At 68.7% G+C, this 21,230-nt stretch carries 19 protein-coding genes and 1 other RNA gene; 7 read left to right on the forward strand and 13 right to left on the reverse strand.

What is annotated here, in order from left to right; translation table 11 throughout:
• Positions 1 to 12 precede the first annotated feature (12 nt).
• From N7I30_RS18540 to miaA, 4 genes are all read right to left on the reverse strand, one after another.
• Positions 13 to 1,797: an acetolactate synthase 3 large subunit gene (locus tag N7I30_RS18540; protein ID WP_498640808.1), complete on the reverse strand. Its 1,785-nt coding sequence runs from the start codon at positions 1,795 to 1,797 to the stop codon at positions 13 to 15.
• A gap of 282 nt (positions 1,798 to 2,079) precedes the next feature.
• The gene (locus tag N7I30_RS18545; protein WP_498640810.1) at positions 2,080 to 2,886 is read right to left on the reverse strand and encodes a DUF1206 domain-containing protein; all 807 of its coding nucleotides are present in this window, start codon (positions 2,884 to 2,886) and stop codon (positions 2,080 to 2,082) included.
• A gap of 39 nt (positions 2,887 to 2,925) precedes the next feature.
• Positions 2,926 to 3,741, reverse strand: a complete 816-nt coding sequence (locus N7I30_RS18550) for a GGDEF domain-containing protein (RefSeq protein ID WP_498640812.1) — start codon at positions 3,739 to 3,741, stop codon at positions 2,926 to 2,928.
• Positions 3,742 to 3,817: 76 nt separating this feature from the next.
• Positions 3,818 to 4,744 (reverse strand): tRNA (adenosine(37)-N6)-dimethylallyltransferase MiaA, encoded by a 927-nt coding sequence (miaA, locus tag N7I30_RS18555; protein ID WP_498640815.1) that lies wholly within the window; start codon positions 4,742 to 4,744, stop codon positions 3,818 to 3,820.
• Between miaA and serB the strand changes: the two genes are divergently transcribed.
• The gene (gene serB / locus N7I30_RS18560) at positions 4,743 to 5,636 is read left to right on the forward strand and encodes a phosphoserine phosphatase SerB (RefSeq protein ID WP_498640817.1); all 894 of its coding nucleotides are present in this window, start codon (positions 4,743 to 4,745) and stop codon (positions 5,634 to 5,636) included. The two genes, miaA and serB, sit on opposite strands and share 2 nt — an antisense overlap.
• A gap of 12 nt (positions 5,637 to 5,648) precedes the next feature.
• Here the strand turns inward: serB and N7I30_RS18565 are convergent, their stop codons facing one another.
• From N7I30_RS18565 to N7I30_RS18595, 7 genes are all read right to left on the reverse strand, one after another.
• On the reverse strand, positions 5,649 to 7,328 hold the full coding sequence (locus N7I30_RS18565) for a Do family serine endopeptidase (RefSeq protein WP_498640819.1): 1,680 nt from the start codon (positions 7,326 to 7,328) through the stop codon (positions 5,649 to 5,651).
• Positions 7,329 to 7,593: 265 nt separating this feature from the next.
• Positions 7,594 to 7,779, reverse strand: coding sequence for a DUF2065 domain-containing protein (locus N7I30_RS18570; RefSeq protein ID WP_024348531.1), 186 nt, complete (start codon positions 7,777 to 7,779; stop codon positions 7,594 to 7,596).
• A complete protein-coding gene (gene hflC / locus N7I30_RS18575; protein WP_498640821.1) occupies positions 7,776 to 8,885 on the reverse strand; it encodes a protease modulator HflC in 1,110 nt (369 codons plus the stop codon). Before hflC ends, N7I30_RS18570 begins: the two co-directional genes overlap by 4 nt.
• The gene (hflK, locus tag N7I30_RS18580) at positions 8,885 to 10,072 is read right to left on the reverse strand and encodes an FtsH protease activity modulator HflK (RefSeq protein ID WP_024348533.1); all 1,188 of its coding nucleotides are present in this window, start codon (positions 10,070 to 10,072) and stop codon (positions 8,885 to 8,887) included. Before hflK ends, hflC begins: the two co-directional genes overlap by 1 nt.
• Before the next feature lie 187 nt (positions 10,073 to 10,259).
• Positions 10,260 to 10,784, reverse strand: a complete 525-nt coding sequence (locus N7I30_RS18585; RefSeq protein ID WP_498640824.1) for a dihydrofolate reductase — start codon at positions 10,782 to 10,784, stop codon at positions 10,260 to 10,262.
• Positions 10,785 to 10,830: 46 nt separating this feature from the next.
• Positions 10,831 to 11,625 (reverse strand): thymidylate synthase, encoded by a 795-nt coding sequence (locus N7I30_RS18590; RefSeq protein ID WP_187391460.1) that lies wholly within the window; start codon positions 11,623 to 11,625, stop codon positions 10,831 to 10,833.
• Between the two features lie 80 nt (positions 11,626 to 11,705).
• The gene (locus N7I30_RS18595) at positions 11,706 to 12,008 is read right to left on the reverse strand and encodes a DUF2853 family protein (protein WP_024348536.1); all 303 of its coding nucleotides are present in this window, start codon (positions 12,006 to 12,008) and stop codon (positions 11,706 to 11,708) included.
• Positions 12,009 to 12,084: 76 nt separating this feature from the next.
• Here N7I30_RS18595 and ssrA point away from each other — a divergent pair.
• The 4 genes from ssrA (at position 12,085) to N7I30_RS18615 (ending at position 13,559) form a co-directional block, all read left to right on the forward strand.
• Positions 12,085 to 12,455: a transfer-messenger RNA gene (gene ssrA, locus N7I30_RS18600) on the forward strand.
• Between the two features lie 63 nt (positions 12,456 to 12,518).
• A complete protein-coding gene (locus N7I30_RS18605; RefSeq protein WP_188077380.1) occupies positions 12,519 to 13,088 on the forward strand; it encodes an SspB family protein in 570 nt (189 codons plus the stop codon).
• A 28-nt stretch (positions 13,089 to 13,116) separates the two neighbouring features.
• Entirely contained in the window at positions 13,117 to 13,341 is a 225-nt protein-coding gene (locus N7I30_RS18610) for a DUF4169 family protein (protein WP_498640827.1), read from the forward strand.
• A complete protein-coding gene (locus N7I30_RS18615) occupies positions 13,338 to 13,559 on the forward strand; it encodes a ribbon-helix-helix domain-containing protein (protein WP_498640829.1) in 222 nt (73 codons plus the stop codon). Before N7I30_RS18610 ends, N7I30_RS18615 begins: the two co-directional genes overlap by 4 nt.
• An 88-nt stretch (positions 13,560 to 13,647) precedes the next feature.
• Here the strand turns inward: N7I30_RS18615 and N7I30_RS18620 are convergent, their stop codons facing one another.
• Positions 13,648 to 17,619 (reverse strand): AsmA family protein, encoded by a 3,972-nt coding sequence (locus tag N7I30_RS18620; protein WP_498640831.1) that lies wholly within the window; start codon positions 17,617 to 17,619, stop codon positions 13,648 to 13,650.
• Positions 17,620 to 17,759: 140 nt separating this feature from the next.
• The gene (locus tag N7I30_RS18625) at positions 17,760 to 19,169 is read right to left on the reverse strand and encodes an FAD-binding oxidoreductase (RefSeq protein ID WP_498640833.1); all 1,410 of its coding nucleotides are present in this window, start codon (positions 19,167 to 19,169) and stop codon (positions 17,760 to 17,762) included.
• Between the two features lie 157 nt (positions 19,170 to 19,326).
• On the opposite strand from N7I30_RS18625, the gene N7I30_RS18630 reads away from it, so the two are divergent.
• Positions 19,327 to 19,818 carry a thioesterase family protein gene (locus N7I30_RS18630; protein WP_498640834.1) on the forward strand — a complete coding sequence of 164 codons (492 nt, stop codon included), beginning with the start codon at positions 19,327 to 19,329 and terminating at the stop codon, positions 19,816 to 19,818.
• Positions 19,819 to 19,974: 156 nt separating this feature from the next.
• Positions 19,975 to 21,102, forward strand: coding sequence for a GGDEF domain-containing protein (locus tag N7I30_RS18635; protein ID WP_498640841.1), 1,128 nt, complete (start codon positions 19,975 to 19,977; stop codon positions 21,100 to 21,102).
• Positions 21,103 to 21,230 lie beyond the last annotated feature (128 nt).

Consider the following 21,230-nt stretch of genomic DNA (forward strand, 5'->3'; position numbering starts at 1 on the left):
TTGCCAGCCCGGTCAGACCAGGGCCCGGCCCTTGGCGTCGATGGCGCTGCCGACCGCTTCGTCGCTCGCCTCGTCCGGCAGCAGGATCTCGTTATGGGCCTTGCCCGACGGGATCATCGGGAAGCAATTGGCGAGGTTGGCCACCCGGCAGTCGAACAGGACAGGCTTGTCGACGGCCAGCATCTCCTCGATGGCCGCGTCGAGATCGCCCGGCTTCTGGCAGCGGATCCCGTGGCCGCCATAGGCCTCGGCCAGCTTGACGAAGTCCGGCAAAGCCTCGGTGTAGGAGTTCGACAGCCGGTTGCCGTGCAGCAGCTGCTGCCACTGCCGGACCATGCCCATATACTGGTTGTTCAGGATGAAGATCTTGACGTTGGCGCCGTGCTGCACTGCCGTCGACATCTCCTGCATGTTCATCAGCACCGAAGCGTCGCCGGCGATGCAGACCGACAGCGCGTCCGGATGGGCGATCTGCGCGCCGATCGCCGCCGGCAGGCCGTAGCCCATCGTGCCGAGACCACCCGAGGTCAGCCACCGGTTCGGCGCCTCGAAGCCGTAGAACTGCGCCGCCCACATCTGGTGCTGGCCGACCTCGGTGGAGACGTAGGTCTCGCGGTCCTTGGTGTGCGCATAGAGCCGCTGGATGGCGTATTGCGGCATGATGACGTCGTCATTCGGCCGGTACGCCAGGCTGTCGCGGGCCCGCCACGTGCCGATCTCGTCCCACCATCCGGCGAGCGATGTCGGGTCGATCGCGGTGCCGCGCTCCTTCCAGATGCCGACCATGTCGCGCAGGACATGGGTGACATCGCCGATGATCGGCAGGTCGACGCGCACATTCTTGTTGATCGACGAGGGGTCGATATCGATGTGGATCTTCTTGGAGTGCGGCGAGAAGGCGTCGAGCCGACCGGTAATGCGGTCGTCGAAGCGCGCGCCGACGCACAGCATGACGTCGCAGCCATGCATGGCCAGATTGGCCTCGTAGGTGCCGTGCATGCCCAGCATGCCCAGCCAGCTCTCGCCGGAGGCCGGATAGGCGCCGAGCCCCATCAGCGTCGAGGTGATCGGCGCACCGGTCAGCGCCACCAGTTCGCGCAGGAGCTGCGCCGCCTCGGGGCCGGAATTGATGACGCCGCCGCCCGAATAGATGATCGGCCGCTTGGCGCTCGCCAGCATCGCCACCGCCGCCTCGATGCGGTCGCGGTCGCCGACCAGCTTTGGCCGGTAGCTCTCGTGCTGGGTCTGCGGTGCCGGCGGCGTGTAGAGGCCGGTGGCGAACTGCACGTCCTTGGGAATGTCGACGACGACCGGACCCGGGCGACCGGTGGTCGCCACGTGGAAGGCCTCGTGCAGGACGCGCGCCAGATCGTTGACGTCCTTCACCAGCCAGTTGTGCTTGGTGCAGGGCCGCGTGATGCCGACCGTGTCGCATTCCTGGAAGGCGTCGGAGCCGATCAGCGTCGTCGGCACCTGGCCGGTGATGCAGACCAGCGGGATCGAATCCATCAGCGCGTCCTGCAGCGCCGTCACCGCATTGGTCGCGCCGGGACCCGAGGTCACCAGCATGACGCCCGGCTTGCCGGTGGCGCGGGCATAGCCCTCGGCGGCGTGGCCGGCCCCCTGCTCGTGCCGCACCAGGATATGGCGGACCGCTTCCTGCTGGAAGATCTCGTCATAGATCGGGAGAACCGCGCCGCCCGGATAGCCGAAGATGTCGGCGACGCCATGGTCCTTCAGCGCCTGCACGACCATCGCCGCGCCTGTCATTTCCCGTGTGTCCGATGTCGCGTTCATGGCTCGTCTTCCGTCTCGTGCCTGCCGGGTTGGTCTGGCGCCGCTCCCGGTCCGGATGCTGTGTCGGAACTCGGCGCAATAAAAAAGGGCCGCTGGGGCCCTTTGAGTTGCGCACACGTGGCTCTCGCCGGGCGGTCCCTAGACCGCCTCGCGTGTGCGCCGTCCTACTACGAGAATGTTGATCTTTGTCATGGGGCGGAAGCTAAGCCCGTCCAGCGCGTCCGTCAACGACTTATCTTGCGGCCGTGCCCGGCGGCGGTCCTGCCGCCGGGCCACTCGAGGTCAGCCGACCTTCTCGATGTGGATGCGGCGATAGACCGCCTCGACGCAGGCATAGGCGCCGAAGGCGATTAGCCCGAGCCCGGTCAGCGACAAGAGCACCCAGCCATAGCTCCAATCCGACATCGCCTGCAGCGCCGCTTCCAGCCCCGGCGTATCGCCCTCGCCATAGGACACGGCACCGGTGAACAAGAGGCCGGCCAGAACGAAGAAGGTGACGCCCCGGGCGATCAGGCCGAAACGGCAGATCGGCCGCAGCCAGGCGCGCTTGCCGGCGGGAATGGTCATGTATTTCTCGAAGCCGGCGATGACGCCCTTGTAGATGTGGGCGGCGCCGGCGACCGCCATGCCCAGCGACACGATATAGGTGATCCAGACGCCGTAGCCGGCATCGTAGGCCGCCGCGACGACACCGCCACCGCCACCGTCCGACCGCATGCCGGCAAGGACCGTCGCCGCATAGAATGCGGTACCGCCATAGGCAAACGCGCTGATCAGCAGGCCGAAACGCGCGAACACGCCCCTGGCGTCGAGACCGTGCTCGTCGACGTCGAAGAACATCTGGATCAGCCGCCAGATGGTGAAGCAGGTCAGCGCCGCGACGAGCGCGACGAGGGCGACCGTCCCGAAGGCGGAGCCGGCGACTGTGTCGACCGCGTCCCTGGTCCCCATGGCGCGGCCGGTGGCGTAGGCGGCGCGGAACGCGAAGTAGCCGACGATGAGATACACCAGCCCGCGAGCGGCGTAGCCGGCCCGTGCTGCCTTGCGGAGCCAGTCGTGATGCTGGTGGGGAATGTCCAGTGTGGTCAATGTCGCTCCTCGCCTTGTGAAGAGCCTATACGCGGCGGCTCAGGCGTTGGTTCCGAGGAGCACCCCCGCGGCCGACCCGGCACTGACCCGGTTCCGTCCCGCCTGCTTGGCCTTGTACAGATTGACGTCGGCCCGCTTGAAGATCGCCGCGCAGCCGTCTCCCGGCGCCGAAGAGGCCAGTCCCACCGATACCGTGGTGCGCAGCTTCACGTCTCCGACCCGGATGGTGAGCCCGGAAATCGCCTGGCGGATCCGCTCCGCGAAGGAGACCAGGCCGGGTGCCGACATGTTGGTCACGATGATCGCGAACTCCTCGCCGCCGAGGCGGGCGACCACGTCGCGATGGCGCGCGAAATCCGTCAGGCAACCGGCGACCGCCTTCAGCACCTCGTCGCCGACATCGTGGCCGTAGGTGTCGTTGACCGCCTTGAACTTGTCGAGATCGAACAGCAGCAAGCCCACAGGGCGGCCGACGCGGTCGAAGGCCACGACATATTCCTCGAACATCCGGTCGAAGCAACGCCGGTTGCGCAGGCCGGTGAGCGGGTCGGTCAGCGCCGCCTGCTCCAGATGCTGGGAGCGCTGCTCCAACGTCCCGGCAAGCGAGCGCAGCTTGCCCTGCTCGCGCAGCTGCGCGCGGATGGTCGGCAGGATCAGGAACAGGCCGGTGCCCAGCGCCACGACGAGGCTGGCGATGGTCGCCGCAAACAGGCCGCTCATGATCGGCGGCTCGCTGTCGCCGACCCGGGCGAGAATCGCCACGGTGACGGCGTGCGCCTTGACGGTACAGGCGACCGCAACGACGATCGCAGCCAGATAAAGCCCGACCGAAAGCTCTGCCTTGGTGACCTTCATCGACCGCCCGACTTCCCGATTCTTCCCCATGGGAACTGATACGACGAGAAGCTGTCCGATCACTTAAGACGATTGCTCAAATCGTCTCGATCGCGGCAATGTCGGGGGACGCGAGCCGCTGCCAGCTCGCATCGAACTGGTGCCGGAACCAGGTCTCCTGGCGCTTGGCATATTGGCGGGTGCGGGTCGCGGCACGGGCGACCGCGACATCTTGCGCCATCGTTCCGTCGAGCACCGCCGACAGTTCGGCGACGCCGATGGCCTTGGCCGCCGATCCGTCCATCGCGCCGGGGATGGTACGGAACGTCGCGACCTCCTCCAGCGCACCTGCCGCCATCATCTGCGCGAAGCGCTCCGCAATGGCCTGGCGCAGCACGCTGCGCTCCGGCGCCGTCACGAGCTTCACGCAGGCGGACGCGTCCAGAAGGCCGGGACGCCGGCCGGTCTGGAGGGCCGAGAGCGGCTGCCCCGCGGCTTCGCCCACCTCGAGCGCCCGGACGATCCGCTGCCCGTCGGCCGGATCGATGCGTTGCGCGGCGGTGGGATCGGAGCGGGCCAGCAGCCCGTGGAGGGCCGGAGCGCCCTCCTCCGCCAGCCGGTTGCGCCAGCGGTCGCGGATCTCCGGCGGCACTTCAGGCAGATCGTCGAGGAGACCGAGCAGCGCCTTGAAGTAGAGGCCGGTGCCGCCGCACAGGATCGGCAGCCTGCCGGCCGCACGGATCTCCTCCAGCACCGGCGCGACGTCGCGAATCCAGGCGCCGACGGAATAGATCCGGTCGGGCGCGACATGCCCGTAGAGCCGGTGCGGCACGCGGGCGAGCGCATCGGCGTCCGGGCGCGCGGTCAGGATGCTGAGTCCGTCATAGACCTGCATGGAATCGGCGTTGACCACGACGCCGTCGTGACGCTCGGCCAGTTCCACCGCGAGGCCCGACTTGCCGCTGGCGGTCGGCCCGGCTATCAGGATCGCCTGTTTTCCCGCCATTTCGGACTGTCGCTTCATGCTCGTCGCCACGCTCATTGCCGCACCGAAGGGTGCCGGTCTGCCCGCTTCCGGCCTCGCCGCGATCGCCGGGGCGGTCGGCACGACGCCGGACCGGGCCGCGTGGCTGGCCCCCGGTTATGCCGCCGATCTTCGCTTCGATGCGCCGGCGGCCCCGACCTGGCGGCAGGATCTCGCCGCGATCGCGGCCGATGGCGGGTTCGACTGCGTGGTGCAGCAGCACGACCAGCGGCGCAAGCGGATTTTGATCGCCGACATGGATTCCACCATGATCGATCAGGAGTGCATCGACGAACTCGCCGACGCGATCGGCATCAAGGACCGAGTCGCCGGCATCACCGCCCGCGCGATGAACGGCGAGATCGCCTTCGAACCGGCCCTGAAGGAACGCGTCGCGCTGCTGGAGAAGCTGCCCACCGCCGCGGTTGCCGAGGTCATCGCCGAGCGCATCACGCTGGCCTCCGGCGGTGCCGAACTCGTCGCCACCATGCGGGCCAACGGCGCCTTCACCGCCCTCGTCTCGGGCGGCTTCACCGTCTTCACCGGGCCGATCGCGGAGAAGCTGGGCTTCCACGAGAACCGCGCCAACACCCTGCTGCATGAGGGCGACGCCTTCACCGGGCGCGTCGCGGAACCAATCCTCGGCTCCGCCGCCAAGGTCGCGGCGCTGGAGGATTTCGCGGCACGGCTAGGGCTCGGCGTCACCGATGCCATTGCCGTCGGCGACGGCGCCAACGACCTGCCGATGATCGAGCGGGCCGGCACCGGCGTCGCGCTGCACGCCAAGCCTACCGTCGCCGCCCGTGCGCCCCACCGGGTCGACCATGGCGACCTGACCGCGCTGCTGTTCATCCAGGGCTACCGGGCCGACGAGATCGTGCGGCCCGGCTGATCGCCCGCCGGACTATTCGATCGGCACGACGACGAAGCGCAGATCGCCATTGCTGGCGGCCAGCAGCAACAGCGCGTTGCGGCGGCCCTCGTCCTTGAGCTTGGCGATCTTGTCGGCCACCTCGCGCGCGGTCGCGACCTCTTCCTGCGCCACTTCGCGGATCAGCGTGCCGGCCTCGATACCCTTTTCGGCGGCGTTCGAGCTGGGCGCCACGGCGGTGACGACTACGCCCTTGGCGTCCTCGGCCAGCGCATACTGCTCGCGCAGCGTCGGATCGATCTCGGTGAGCGTCATGCCCAGCGTTTCCACCGGTCCGGCGTCCGTGTCACCGGTCTCGGCCGCTTCCGGGTCGCTCGACGGCGACGCGGCGTCGGATTCGGCCATCAGCTTCTCGCCATCCTCCAGCCGGCCCAGCGTTACCTCGACGGTGGTCCGCTCGGCAGGCTTGTCGGTGGCGGACTTGCGCAGCACCTCGACCGCGACGGCCTTGCCGACCGGCGTTTCCGCAACGATGCGCGGCAGGTCGCGCGAACTTTCCACCGCCGTGCCGTCGAAGGAGACGATGACGTCGCCGACCTTCAGCAGGCCGTTGTCGGACGGGCCGCCCTCGACGATGCCCATGACCACGGCGCCCCGCGCTTCGCCGATCCCGAGACCTTCGGCGATGTCGTCGGTCACCGCCTGCAGGCGGATGCCCAGCCAGCCGCGCCGCGTCTCGCCGAACTCGCGCAACTGGTCGATGACGTTGACGGCCAGGTTCGCCGGCACCGAGAAGCCGATGCCGATCGAGCCGCCGGTCGGCGAGATGATCGCCGTGTTGATGCCGACGACGTCGCCATTCAGGTCGAACAGCGGACCGCCGGAATTGCCGCGATTGATCGCCGCGTCGGTCTGGATGAAATTGTCGTAAGGGCCGGCATTGATGTTGCGGCCGCGGGCCGAGACGATGCCGATCGACACCGAGCCGCCAAGGCCGAACGGATTGCCGATGGCCATCACCCAGTCGCCGATGCGCAGTGCTTCCGAATCGCCGAATTTCACCGACACCAGCGGCTCTTCCGGATCCACCTTCAGCACCGCAAGGTCAGTCTTCGGATCGGTGCCGACGAGCTCCGCGTCGAGCTGGGTGCCGTCGGCGAAGTTGACGGTAATCGTGTCGGCGTCCGCGATGACGTGATTGTTGGTGACGACGATGCCCGAGGGGTCGACCACGAAGCCCGAGCCCAGCGACTGCACCCGCCGGTTGCCCAGCCCGTCCCGGTCCTGCAGGAGGTCGTCGAAGAAATCCTGCAGCGGCGAGCCTTCCGGCGCCTCGAGCGGGGGAACGCCCCGGCCGGCGACATCGACCGACTGGGAGGTCGAGATGTTGACGACGGCGTCGAGCAGCCCCTCGGCAAGATCGGCGACCGAGGCGGGTCCGCGGGCCGCACCGGCACTTGGCGCCGCGGTGGCGGGCGCCGGACGCGCTTCCTGCGTCGGGCCATTGTCCACCGGCGGGACCGGCAGTGCCGGAACGGGGGTGTCCGGCGCGTCGGCCTGCGCCTCGCCGGTCTCCGGCGCCTCGGTTTGCGCCTGAGCCTCCGTTTGCGCCTGCGCGGCCAGCGGATGCAGGAGTGCCATCGCGGCGACGGCCATTGCCGCCGACGCCTGGCCGGCGGAGCGGCGCATCGTTCCGGTCGTCCGAAGTCTCATGTCAAATCCTCTCGCATCGGCGCGGGACGCGGCTGCCGCGCGACGGCATCGTCCCGTGCGGCACGGCACACCGCAGATGAAACGCGGCGCCCGTACTCGGGTGAGCGAGACGGGACCGGAAAACCGCGTCCGAATCAAGAAGGTTTCTTGTCGCCGACGCAATGGTGATGAGGAGGGAGCCGGGAGGAGGCCGCCAATCGCGGCGCTGCCGCGGGGCCGGCGGCTCTCGTGGGCGCAGGCGGGACACCCGTCCTGCGGGCCGGGCCTAGTGGCGCACCAGCCAGACGATGCCGACACCGGCAATGGCGGCGGCCAGGCCGCCGATCCGCAACGAGCGGTCCGGCAGCATGGCCGCCGTACGGGCCATGCGCCGGACCCCGTCGGGAAACAGGCAGTAGACGACGCCCTCGATCACCAGAACGAGACCGAGGGCGGCGACGAAATCGCTCACTGGGCGATGGAACCGGTCTGCTCGGCGTCGCCGGTCAGGGCGCCCGCCGAAGTGGCCGGATCGGTGGCGGTCCCGGCAGTGTCCGCGGCCGGCTCATCCGCCGGCGCGGGGTCTGCCGGTGCCGCCGCGGTGTCGGCGGCGGCAGCATTGTCGGCGTCCGATGCCGGCGCGGCATCGGAGGTCGGCGTGCCCGGCGTCGTGCCGGTGGCTGCGACGCCGGCAAGCCCGGCTCCGCCATCGCCGCTGAAGTAGCGGAAGAACTCCGACTCCGGCGACAGGACCATCGTCGTGCCCGAGTTTTCCAGCGACTCCCGGTAGGCCTGCATCGACCGGTAGAAGTCGAAGAACTCCGGATTGCCGCCATAGGCCTCGGCGAAGATACCACTTCGTGCGGCCTCGCCCTCGCCTCGCAGGATCTCCGACTCGCGACGCGCCTCGGCCACCGTCTCCACCACGCCGCGATCGGCGGCGGCGCGGATCTCGCGGGCAGCGACCTGACCGCGGGCCCGCAGGCGCTCGGCCTCGGCCAGGCGCTCGGCCTGCATGCGCTCGTAGGTCTGCTGCGAGACCTCCTGCGTCAGGTCCGTGCGCCGGATCCGCACGTCGGTCAGCTCGATGCCGAGCGAGGCCGCATCCGGGCGCAATTGGTCACGCACCTGCCGCATCATGTCGGCGCGTTCGGCCGACAGCGCCGCCTCGAAGCCGCGCAGACCGTAGACCCGGCGAAGCGCCGCATCGAGACGGGTGCGCAGCCGCTGCTCGGCAGCCGGGATCGAACCCGAGACCGCCTGCAGGAAGCGGGCCGCGTCCGAGATGTTGTACACGAGGAAGGCATCGACCTCGTAGAACTTGCCGCCCGAGACCTGGACGCGGATGTCGTCCAGATCGAAGCGCAGCAGCCGGTCCGGCAGCTTGCGGACCTGGTCGGCGCCGACGAAGGACGCCGGCCACTTGAAGTAGAGGCCCGGCTCGTCGACGACGCGCTGGATCTCGCCGAAGCGCAGGACGATCGCCTGCTCCTTCTCGTTGACGATGAAGATCGAGTTCCACACCACGAGGGCGACGACGGCGACCGCAATGGCGATCGCGTAGAAGCGGTTGCTCATCAGTTCGCTCCCTGCTGGACCGTCGCGTTACCGGTGGTCGTGTTGCGCTGGGCCTGCGGCTGGGCGCCGGCCGTTCCGGGACGCTGCAGCTCGTTGAGCGGCAGATAGGGAACGACCCCCTGCCCGCCTGCGGCACCCGGCTCGATGATCATCTTGGTCGATCCCTTCAGGACGCCCTCCATGGTCTCGAGGAAGAGACGCTTGCGGGTGATCTCCGGCGCCTTCTCGAACTCGGCGAGGATCGAGCTGAAGCGCTGCGCCTCACCCTCGGCTTCCTGGACGACGCGGTTCTTGTAACCGGCGGCATCCTCGCGGATCTGCGCCGCCTCGCCTCGGGCCTGGCCGAGTTGCTGGTTGCGATAGCGGTTCGCCTCCTCGATGAAGCGATCCTCGTCCTGCTCCGCGCGCTGCACCTCGTCGAAGGCGTCGGCGACCTGGCTCGGCGGGGCCGCGTCCTCGATCGAGATGCCGTTGACCCGCAGGCCGGCCTGATACTCGTTCATCGTGTCCTGGGTGATCTGGCGGACCTCCTCGGCGATGCCGGCGCGGTCGTCGCGGAAGACGTCCTGCACCGGGCGGCGGCCGACGACTTCGCGCATGGCGCTTTCGGACACCTGCTGCAGCATCGCGATCGGATCGTCGACCTGGAACAGATAGTTCTGCGGATCGTCGACCTGGTAGAGGACGGCGAACTGGACATCGACGATGTTCTGGTCGCCGGACAGCATCAGGCCGGAATTGTCACCGCTCTGGCTGCTGCCGAGGGTGATCTGGTTCTCGACGACCGGCACGGTCTCGACGGTCTCGAACGGCCAGAAGGCGACGTGCAGACCCGGGTCGGACAGTTCCTGGCGCGGCTTGCCGAACAAGAGCTCGACGCCGATCTCGTCCGGCTGGACGGTATAGACCGCCTTGAACAGCCACAGCACCGCGAGGCCCGCGACGAACAGGATGCCCCAACCGGCGATCCCGGCCGGAGAGCCCGGACCGCTGCCACCGCCACCACCACCGGGGATGGCGCGCCGCAGCCGGTCCTGGCCGCGCCGCAGGATGTCTTCCAGATCCGGCGAACCGCCGTTCCCACCGGGGCGCGGAGACTGCGGACGCTGGCCCCAGGGGCCGCCGTTGCCGCCGCCGCTGCCGCCGCCTTTCCAGCCGCCATTGCCAGTCTGATTGCTCCAGGGCATCGCTGTCCTTCCAAATTTCAGGGATTTCTGCGGGCGTCGAGCCTCCCGCTTTTCACGCGCAGATCCGTACGACCCTTATAAGAACTGCCAAATCGGCTTTCAACGCGAGTGTGACCAATTTGCCCAGGGGTGTTCGCAAATGGTGAACAATGCGGCAGTTCTGTCCCGCCCAAGGTGGCTCCGGCCGCTATCGGTCGCGCCGGACATAGACGATGAAGCGGCTGTCGGCGCTGTCCTTCGGCCCCCGCTCGCAGGGCTCGTCCGATTCGACCGCCCAGATCACCGGATCGATCGGCGGAAACACCGTGTCGCCGCTCACATCCACCGCGATCCGGGTCACGTACAGCCGGTCGAGCCGGTCGAGAAACAGACGGTAGATCTCGGCGCCCCCGGCGACGACGATCTCGTCCGCCCCGCGGGCGGCGGCCGCGGCACGGGCGCGGTCCAGCGCCGCGTCCGGCGTGCCGGCCAGGATTGCGCCCTCGTAAGGCACTTGCTCCGCCCGGCTGAGGACGATGCTGTCGCGCCCGTCGAGCACCCGGCCGATCGAATCGAGCGTCTTGCGCCCCATGATCATCGGCTTGCCCATGGTCAGGCGGCGATAGCGCTTGAGGTCGCTCGGCATGCGCCACGGCATCGCGCCGGCATCGCCGATGACGCCGTTCTCGGCCATGGCGACCACCGCGACGAGCGCCGGATCCTTCACCGCCATGCCGTCGCCCTCGCCCCTTCGCGCCGTGCCGCGCCCTCGCCGCGCATCAGACCGCCACCTTGGCCTTGATATGCGGGTGGGCCTCGTAACCCTCCAGCGCGATGTCGTCGAAGCCGAAGGCGAAGAGATCGTCGATCGCCGGATTGAGCGTCAGCGTCGGCAGCGGCAGCGGCGTGCGCGTGAGCTGCAACTGCGCCTGTTCAACGTGATTGCTGTAGAGATGCGCGTCGCCGAGCGTATGGACGAAGTCGCCCGGCTTCAGGCCCGTCGCCTGCGCCACCATCGCCGTCAATAGCGCATAGGAGGCGATGTTGAACGGCACGCCGAGGAAGATGTCGGCCGAGCGCTGGTAGAGCTGGCAGGACAGGCGTCCGTCGGCGACGTAGAACTGGAACAGGCAGTGGCAGGGCGGCAGCGCCATCTCGTCGACCAGCGCCGGGTTCCAGGCCGACACCACCAGCCGGCGCGATTGCGGCGTGCGGCGGATCGCCTCCACCACCTTCGCGATCTGGTCGATATGGCCGCCGTCATAATCGGGCCAGGAGCGCCACTGCGCGCCGTAGACCGGACCGAGATCGCCGTTCTCGTCGGCCCACTCGTCCCAGATCCGCACGCCATTGGCCTTCAGATAGGCGATGTTGGTGTCGCCCTTCAGGAACCACAGCAGTTCGTGGACGACCGACTTCCAGTGCAGCTTCTTCGTCGTCAGCATCGGGAAGCCGTCGGCGAGGTCGAACCGCATCTGGTGGCCGAAGACCGAGCGGGTGCCGGTCCCCGTGCGGTCGGGCCGATCGGAACCGGTCTCCATGACTCTCGTCAGAAGATCCAGATACTGGCGCATGTCACATACCCTTCCGGGGCCGCAGCCAGCCGGTCGTTCGTTTGTTGGATGAGCCGTGCGGAGTGCCCGCGCCGGCTGGACTAGAGGTCGGCGAGCTTTCCGAGCCGGTCGGCGGCGAGGTAATAGACCACCAGGCGGCTCTTCATGCGGTCACCCTTCATCTGCTCGAGGACGCCGTCGATGGCCTCCCGTGCAGCTTCGGCCGAGACCGAACAGGCCTTCTGCACCCAGGCCGCCGCGCGCTCAACTTCCTTGGGGTCGCCAGCCGATACGGCCGCCGTGTCGCGCTTGCTGAGCACCAGCCGGAGGCGCTGCTCGAGGCGCTTCACGCGCTCCTCATCGGCGTCCGGCTGATATTCCTTGACCTTGGCGAGATAGTCCATGCGGGGCTCCTCGATGGCATGGCGGAATGCCTGCCCGCAGACTTTGTCCGATTCCCTGCGGTTTCGGAAGCGTCATGGGCTTTTCATGGCGGAATCCCCTGCCTATATTGCGCGTGCCGGCTTCGTGCCGGCTATGGCGATAAACGGCCGATGAAATAAACCTTTCGGACCCGGGGGCGGTACCCGGCGCCTCCACCTGAACCCATCCCCTCGCGGCGATCCCGCGGCGATGGGTTCAGGCGGGGGCGAAATAGGATCGACGAGGGTGTAAAGATCGGACTTTTGCTCGGCATGGTTCCGCCGTTATCGGGCCTATTTGTAGTTGCAAACGACAACTATGCGGAAGCACGTCTCGCAGCGTAAGCTGCGCGATCGCTTCAATTCAAGCCCTGGAGGTTCGCACTTCTAGGCGGGGTCCGGAGGCACCTGGCAACAGAAGCCTCCACTTTTACGAGATGGTCCGGGCGGCGCCCGCCACCATCACCAGGCATGCAGGATCGGGACACCGCAATGGGCCAGGATCATATCCGTTACGATGTTCTCGCACAGGACGCCTTGCGTGGCGTCATTCGCAAGGTGATAGGCGAGGTCGTGAAGACCGGCCTTCCCGGCGACCACCATTTCTTCATCACATTCCTGACGACGGCCCCCGGCGTGCGGATTTCCTCGCGGCTGCGCGAGAAATATCCGGAGCTGATGACCATCGTCATCCAGCACCAGTACTGGGACCTGCAGGTCACCGACACCTCATTCGAGGTCGGCCTGTCCTTCTCCGACATTCCCGAGCGCCTGCTGATCCCCTTCGCGGCGATCCGCGGCTTCTACGATCCGGCGGTGAATTTCGAGCTGGAATTCGACGTACGCGGCATGGATGCGGCCAACGAGCAGTCCGAGGGCGCCGATGACGGCGACGCGGACGAGATCGGGACGGCCTCCCCGCCGGCGCAGATCCTGACGCCGACGAAGCTGCAGGCCAAGGAAAAGGTCGCGGCCGCCCCGGCCTCGGACGACGCATCCGAGCCCGAGGAAAAGAAGGACGCCGAAGTCGTGTCCCTCGACGCGTTCCGCAAGAAACCCTGAGACCTGCCGGCGCCGCCGGAACCCGCCCATGGCCGACATCGTCAATCTCCGCACCGCCCGCAAGCGCAAGGCGCGCGCGGCGGATGCGCGGGTGGCCGACGACAATCGTGTGCGCCACGGCACGTCGAAGGCCGTCAGGCAGGCGGCCGAGGCGGAACGGACCGACGCGGCCCGCAAGCTGGATGGGCTGAAGCGCGAGCGCCGGGATGGCCCGGACGCCGGCGCGGACGAGCCCTCCGGCGATCCCGCATGATCGTCAAACGCTCGGTCGCCATCAGCGGCCACGCCACCTCGATCAGCGTCGAGGATCGCTTCTGGGACGAGTTGCGGCGCATTGCCGGCCGCCGCGACCTGCCGATCGCCGCGATGATCGCCGAGATCGATGCCGCCCGCGATCCGGCCACCAATCTGTCATCGGCCATCCGTCTCTTCGTGCTGGACGACGCCCTCGCCCATCGCGCAAGCAACTGAGCCACGCGTCGATCGACGCCACCTCCGGCTTCTCGTGCTTCCGCGCGCCCGACGCCCGTCGCGGGGGCCGCTCTGGCTGCGATGAAACCTAGAACTCCAAGGGATTGGCAACGCCGGGCAGCGACGGGAACCGGCTGCTGTCTCCCGGCGGCGCTTCCGGGATCGGGCGGCTGAAATTGACGCCGGGCGGCAGTGTGGAGTCCGGTTCCGCCGGCGCCTCGGGTGCGGCCTGCGGTGCCGCTCGCTGCTGGCGGGCCTGCGCGGCAGCGCGCCCGCGCTGTTCCTCAGCCGCCTGCTGCTGTCGTTGCGCATCCTGTCGGCGCTGTTCTTCGGCCGCGGCCGCCTCGCGCCGACGCTCCTCGGCAGCTTCCGCTTCCGCCGCCGCTGCCTGCGCGGCTTCCGCCTCTGCGGCGGCCTTTGCCGCGGCCTCGGCGTCCCGGCGGGCCCTTTCGGCCTCTTCCTCGGCAGCGCGGCGCTCGGCCGCGATGCGGGCCGCCTCGGCCTCCCGCCAGCGATAGAACCGCGTCTCGCGCCGCAGCCGCAGCGTCTCCTGCAGATTTTCCTGCATCGCCTCGACCCGCGCCTGCTCGCGTTCCAGCGCCCGCACCGAGAGATAATTGGCGAGCGGCGTGACATTGGCGGTCAGGCGCGGCGCGGCGAGCGAACCGGCCACATCGTAGCTGACGCTCGGGTCCGCCCCCTCCACCCAGTCGTCGCCGGGCGCTGCCTCCAGCCGCAATTCCCCGTCCACGGTCGCCTCGCCAAGATCGACGCGGCCATTCATGGTCAGCGTCGCGCCATCATCGCGCGCCGTCACCGGCGAGAACCGCAGCCGGCCGGCGGTCACGGCGAAATCCGACGCCGCTTCGGCGATGGCGAAACCGGCCCCGCCGCTGACCATCGCAAGGGCCGCCTGCGTATCGGTGTCGGGGCTGAACCCTTCCTGATCGGCGACGGCGAGCAGTGGCGACAGGAAGGTTTGGGGAACGCCTGGCAGGACCAGGTCGCGGGCCTCCACGCGGCCGGCGCCGGTAAGGCCGGACACTAGGGCGGCATAGGACTGGCCGGTGCCCTCCAGCCGGATCGTGGCATCCATCCGCGGATCGGCCTCGAAAGCCGCAAGCGCCGGCCAGACGCTGTCGAGCGCGAAGCCTTCGGTGGCGACATCGAGGGTGACGCGGCCGAGCCCGTCGGCATTGCGCAGGGCGAAGGTTCCCGCCAGCGTGCCACCCGGCAGGGTCAGGCTCGCATCCGAGAACGTCGCCTCCCCGACCCCGCCCGACATCGTCGCCGAGAAATCCGTGAAATTGTGGTCGCCGGCAACGACATTGTCGGCCGTCATCCGCAGGAAGAACGGCAGCGAGGGCATCAGGCTGTCGCGGAAGGCCTCGGTCGGCCATTCGTCGCCGCCGAGCCCCTCGGTCACCGGCCGGCCGAAGACGAGATGCGCGATCCATGGCAATGACAGGCGGTCGAGATCGACATTCCCCGTCACCGCCTCGTCGACGGCCTTGTCGAGACTGGCCGCAATGCGGGTGCCGGCGACCTCACCGGAGACATCGTTCAGGCTCCAGTGGCCGCCATCATAGACGAGGGCGCCGTTGAGCTGCAGCGGCACCGCGTCCAGCGACTGGCCGAGATCGATCGCGCCGGTCAACAGCCACGGGGCCGCGTCCTCGCTGCGCAGATAGGCCGAGATCTCCGCCCCGGAAATGCCCTCCGGCGTGACCTCCAGCAGGCCGTCGAGGCTGACCTCGCTGCCCGGCGCGCGCAGCGTCGCGGTGGTCACGACCGGGCCGGTTTCGGCCGCCGACAGCGACAGTTCCGCCTCCAGCGGCGCCGGCGCGCCGATGTCGATGGCCGGAATGCCGAGCTGCGACAGCAGCACCGTCGGGGCGTCGTTCTCGAGCCGCAGATCGAGGCCGAACCGGCCACTCTCCGTGCGCGCATAGAGGCCATTCTCGATGGACGAGGACAGGTCGATCTTGCTGCCGGCGGCGGTGCCGTCGAGCCGCACGAACAGCGTCGGCTTCTTGCCGGCCTCGCCCTCCAGCGTCTCGACCTCGCCCGACAGGGTCAGCGGCGCCAGATGCGCGGCCTGGCTGTCCAGCGTTCTCAGCAGCGGCACGTCGGGGAAGCGTTTCAGGAGAAAATCGAAGAAGCGCTTCGGCGCATCCGACTGCAGCGACACCGCCAGACGGCCCTGCGCCTCGCCGGCAAGGTCCGACAATTCGCCCGAGGCGTTGATCGTCGCGCCCGACAGCCCCTCGACCGCGAAAGTGGCAATGGCCAGCGTATCGCCGTCGAAGCTCACATCGGCATCGATCCGGTCGGCCGATGCGTCGCGCAGATTCACCGGACCGGCGGTCAGCGCCACGTCGAAGCGGTCGGCATTGGCCAGCGAATCGGCATTGCCGGTGAAGAGCTGCGACAATGCCATGAAGGCGTCGAGATCCACCGCCTTGCCGTCGAGGTCGGCGGTGATCCGTGTGTGGTCGTCCGCGCGCGCGCGTTCCAGCGAGCCGGTGATCCGGTCGCCGCCGACATCGATCTCCATCTCGGTGAAGGCCTGCCGCTCGGCGCTCAGCTCGGCCTTGGCGGACAGTCCGGCCCGGCCCAGCCGGCGGATGGCCGGATCGATCTCGCCGGTCAGCCAGTCGGCAAAGCCCGAGGGCTGGTTGGAGGCCAGCAGCAGATCACCGGTGAAGCCGAAGCTCTCGTCCAGATCGACGAGGCCGGTGGCTTCCAGCCGGGTCCGGCCGGGAAGCTGCGCGATGAGCCGCGACAGCGACCAGCCGGTCTCGGTCGGGCTCGCCGCCAGTGTCGCATCGCGGATCATCGTGTCGCCGGCCATGATGACCGGCAGCGAGATTTCCACCGTACCGGGGATCGTCGGCCGCGGGATTTCGGCAAGGACCGCCCGCATCGCCTCGACCCGTTCGGCAAGCCCGAGAACCTGATCAGCGTCGCCATTCTCCTCGGCGGCGATCCGGTCCACGTCGATCTGCTCGCCTTCGAGATTCAGCAGGAATTTCGGGATGCCGGCAAAATCGAACCGGCCTTCACCGGTCAGCAGATAGGGGCGGGTCGCCTCGCCGGCCTGAACGCGGATGTCGCTGACCTCCGCCGCCGTCGGCGACAGGACGATCGCACCGACCGCCTTCACCGGCATCACGGCGGGATGCTCGGACGCGGCTTCGCCGGCCGCTTCGGGCGCTGCCGGCGCAAAGGGATCGCGCGCCGCCAGCTCTTCCGCCGTGGCCGAGGCCGGCGGCAGCGGACGGGTCACCGCAATGGACCCGGCGAAGCCCGGACGGCCGTCCTTGAGGCTGGCGCTGCCATCCAGCGTCAGCGAGGTCGCCAGCGTCTCGTTCGCCGTCTCGATGCGCACCGGCAGGTCACCGCCCTCCTGCAGCGTGCCGATGCCGACCGAAAAGGCGATGACCTCGCCGCCGACCACGATGCTGCCGCGCCCGTCCACCGGCCCGGCCAGCGAGCCTGCCGAGAGGGTGGCGTTGAGGTCTTCCAGCCGGTGGGTGCGACCGGTCAGACCGTTCTCGACCGTCACCGTGCCGTTCTCGACCGCGACATTCTCCAGCACCACCGTCGCGCCGCGCGGGATCGCCGGCCGCTCGACGACCCAGTCGATCGTGCCGTCCGCCAGCACCGGCACCCGGATGTCCGGCGTGTCGACGGTCATCGAGTAGATGCGGATCTCGCCGGACAGATACGGCGCCAGTTCGGCGTCCATGCGGAAGCGCGCGATGGTCAGGAGCGCTTCGCCGTCGTCGCCGAGCACCGTCACGTCGCCGAAGGTCACCGACGGGAACGGCAACAGCCGCGCCTCGGCCTCGCCCTCAACCACCACCTTGCGGCCGAGAATCTGCGAGGCCTGACGCTCGAAATCCGTGCGATAGGCGGTCCAGTCGATGAAATACGGGGCGAACAACGCGCCGAGCAGCGCGAGAACGAGAAGTCCGCCGAGGAAGACGAAGGCTCTGACCAGTACGGGCTCCTTTTCCTGCTGTTCCCGAAGATGCCCGGTCGACAGGCCCGACAATGGCCGCCGCCGCTTGTCCGACGCTGATCCTAGAGGACGCGGGGGCGGCGCGAAACCGGCGCGGCGCCCGGCGACCGGTCCTCGAACCGATGCGCGCGGGGCAGCGCGCCCTCGCCCGCCCCGGGGCTATCCGTCTGAGATTACGGGAGGATCTTTCCGGGGTTCAAGATATCGAGCGGGTCGAGCGCGCTCTTGATGGTCTTCATCACGTCGACCGCGCCGCCCAGTTCCTTGCGCAGATAGGACCGCTTGCCCTGGCCGATGCCATGCTCGCCCGTGCAGGTGCCGTCCATGGCGACTGCCCGCTCGGCGAGTCGCGCCATGAAGGCCTCGGCGGCATCGATCTCGGCCTGCGATTCCATGTCGAGCAGCAGCGTGACGTGGAAATTGCCGTCGCCGACATGGCCGACGATAGGCGCGACGAGGCCGGCCGCGTCGATGTCGGCCTGGGTTTCAGCGATGCAGTCGGCGAGCCGCGACACCGGCACGCAGACATCGGTGGCGATGCCCTTGGCGCCGGGCCGCAGCGCCAGCGCCGCCCAGTAGAACTGGTGGCGCGCCTTCCACAGCTGCGCCCGGTCCTCGGTGCGCGCCGCACTCTTCAGCGGCCCGCCGCCATGCTCGCTGGCGATGGCCTCGAACATCTCGGCCTGTTCGGCGACAGAGCCCTGCGAGCCGTGAAACTCGACGAAGAGCGACGGCTGCGGCTGCAGATCGAGCTGCGAATAGGCGATTGCCGCCTGCATCGACTGGGCGTCGAGCAGCTCGATCCGGGCGACGGGAATGCCGATCTGGATGGTCTGGATCACCGCGTCGCAGGCGCTGCGCACGTCCGGGAAGGGGCAGACGCCCGACAGGATCGTCTCGGGAATGCCGTAGAGCTTCAGATTGAGCTGGGTGATGATGCCGAGCGTGCCCTCCGAGCCGACCAGCAGCCGGGTCAGATCGTATCCGGCGGAGGTCTTGCGGGCGCGGCGGGCGGTGCGGATCAGGCTACCGTCGGCCATCACCGCGGTCAGGCCGATGACGTTGTCGCGCATGGTGCCGTAGCGCACCGCATTGGTGCCGGAGGCGCGCGTCGCCGCCATGCCGCCGAGGCTGGCATTGGCGCCGGGATCGATGGGGAAGAACAGGCCGGTGTCGCGCAGATGCGCGTTCAGCGCCTCGCGGGTGACGCCCGGCTGGACAACGCAGTCGAGATCTTCGGGATGCACCGCCAGCACCTGGTCCATCCGCGACAGGTCGAGCGAGATGCCGCCCTGGGGAGCGTTGACGTGGCCTTCCAGCGACGAACCGGTTCCGAAGGCGACGATCGGCGTGCGGTATTCGGCGCAGATGCGCACGATCTCCTGCACTTCCTCCTCGCTCTCGGCGAAGGCGACCGCATCCGGCATCTGGTTCGGAATGTAGGTGGTCGAATGGGCGTGCGCCCGGCGCACGTCCTCGCCGGTCACCAGCCGCTCGCCGAAGCGCTGCTTCAGCACCGCGACCGCCCCGGCGATCCCTTCGCGCCTTGCCGGCCGCTCGGCCAGAATATCCGCCAGCGCCATGTCGTTCTCCCTCTCCGTCCCTGCGCCGCCCCCCGGCAGCGCCTTTGCGGCCCTTGCCGCATTCCGTTTCGCCGCGTGCCGCGGCACCGTCAGCCGGTTTGACTTCCCGCGCCCCGCACGCTTTGCCTGACCCAGCGCCATCTTGCCAGGAGCCACCATGACGTCGCCGACCGCATTGCCCTATCGTTCAGGATTGATGGCCGTCCGCCCGGAATGGATCGACTATAACGGGCATCTGAACCTTGCCTATTACCATGTCCTTTTCGACAAGGGGATCGACGGCCTGTTCGACTCGATCGGCCTCGGCGAGACCTATCGTGCCGAGCGCGGTTACACCACCTACACGGCGGAAGCCCATGTCTGCTACCTGCGCGAGGTGCCGCCGCAGGCGGAGGTCTACGTCACCTCGCAGATCGTCGGGCTCGACGAGAAACGCTTGCACATCTTCCAGGAGCTGCACCATTCCGACGGCTGGGCCGCCGCGACGCTGGAAAGCCTGAGCCTGTCGATCGACCAGCGCGGCGACGCGCCGAAGGTGGCGCCCTTCCCTGCCGAGACCTTTGCCCGCGTCTCGGCCGCTGCCGCCGCCCACGCGGAACTGGCCCGGCCGGAGCGGCTCGGCCGGTCGATCGGAATGCCGCGCCGCTGACGCGGAGCCTTCCGCGCAACGTCCTGAGGACCCCAACAACACCTCGCCAGACCCGACCCAAACCGGCAGATCGTTAACCCGTGATGCTTATGATTGCCGCCGGAGACAAGGCGGAGGGGCTGCGCCACGATGGACGTGACGGTAACGTTGAGCGCAGTGAATATCGTCGTTTTCGGCGGTCTTTCGGTGTTGTGCGCGGCGATCTATGCCGGGATGCGGACCGAGCCGGCGCTGGCCTGGCTGGCCGCCGCGCTGCTCATCGGCAGCGTCGAAGTCCTGGTCCTCAGCCAGTTGCAGAGCTCCAACGCCGAACTCGTTGCCATCACCCTGCTCTTGCCGGCCGCCTATCTGTGCGTCGGCCAGTCGATCCGGCTGACCACGCGCAGCACGCAGCGGCATGGCGCGCTGATCGGCACGGTCGCCGGCCTCGCCGCCGCATCCCTGGTGCTGCTGGCACTCGACGTGCCCTTCATCTACCAGACCCTGCCGCTGCAGACCGCCTGCGCGCTGGCCATCCTCGACAGCGTCTGGCGCCTTGCCAAAGCTGATGAACGGAGCTGGCTCGATACGGCGCTGGCCGTCGCGCTCTGCCTCGTGTCGGGCATCTTCCTCGTTCGCCTGCCGCTGTTTCCCATGCTCTTCGACGACACGGCCAGCTACCACGCCGTGAAGACCTCCGGCCTCGAGACCACCCTCCTGACGCTGTCGGGCCTGGTGACGCCTCTGGTCGTCTTCCTGCTGCTCGCCCGCATCATCAGCGGCGTCATCACCGATTACCGACGCAGGTCGGAGCGTGACGCCATGACCGGGCTGCTCAATCGCCGCGGCTTCGACCAGTCGCTGAGCCGCACGCTGAAGCGTGGCGGCGCCGTGATCCTGTGCGACATCGACCATTTCAAGCAGGTCAACGACAGCTACGGCCACGCCGTCGGCGACACGATCATCCGGGCCTTCGGCGAGCTGATCGGGCGCAGCGGCTACCGGGCCGGCCGCATCGGCGGCGAGGAATTCGCGCTGATCCTGCCGGATTGCAGCGCGCGGCAGGCGGCCCGGGTGGCCGAAACGCTGCGGCTGACTTTCTACCGCACCGAGCACGAGGCGCTGGCCGCCGGCCACCGGATCAGCGCCAGCTTCGGCATTGCCGGCTTTGCCCCCGCCGACACGATGGACGCCGTGCTGCTCGCGGCGGATCGCGCCCTCTACCGGGCCAAGGACAACGGCCGCAACCGCGTCGTCATCTCCGCCCCGTCCGAGACCGCAGCCGAACTTCGCCAAGCGGCCTGATCGCAGCCGAGGGCCGCCTCGGCAGTTCGTCCATCGGATTCGGAGCGCCGCGTAACCGTCGCGTCCGACTCTCACTTTTCCGAACCCCATGCACATGAAAGCGGCGCCCGGTGAGACCGGACGCCGTA

Source organism: Aurantimonas litoralis, assembly GCF_026153195.1.
In the GTDB taxonomy this organism is placed as follows: domain Bacteria; phylum Pseudomonadota; class Alphaproteobacteria; order Rhizobiales; family Rhizobiaceae; genus Aurantimonas; species Aurantimonas coralicida.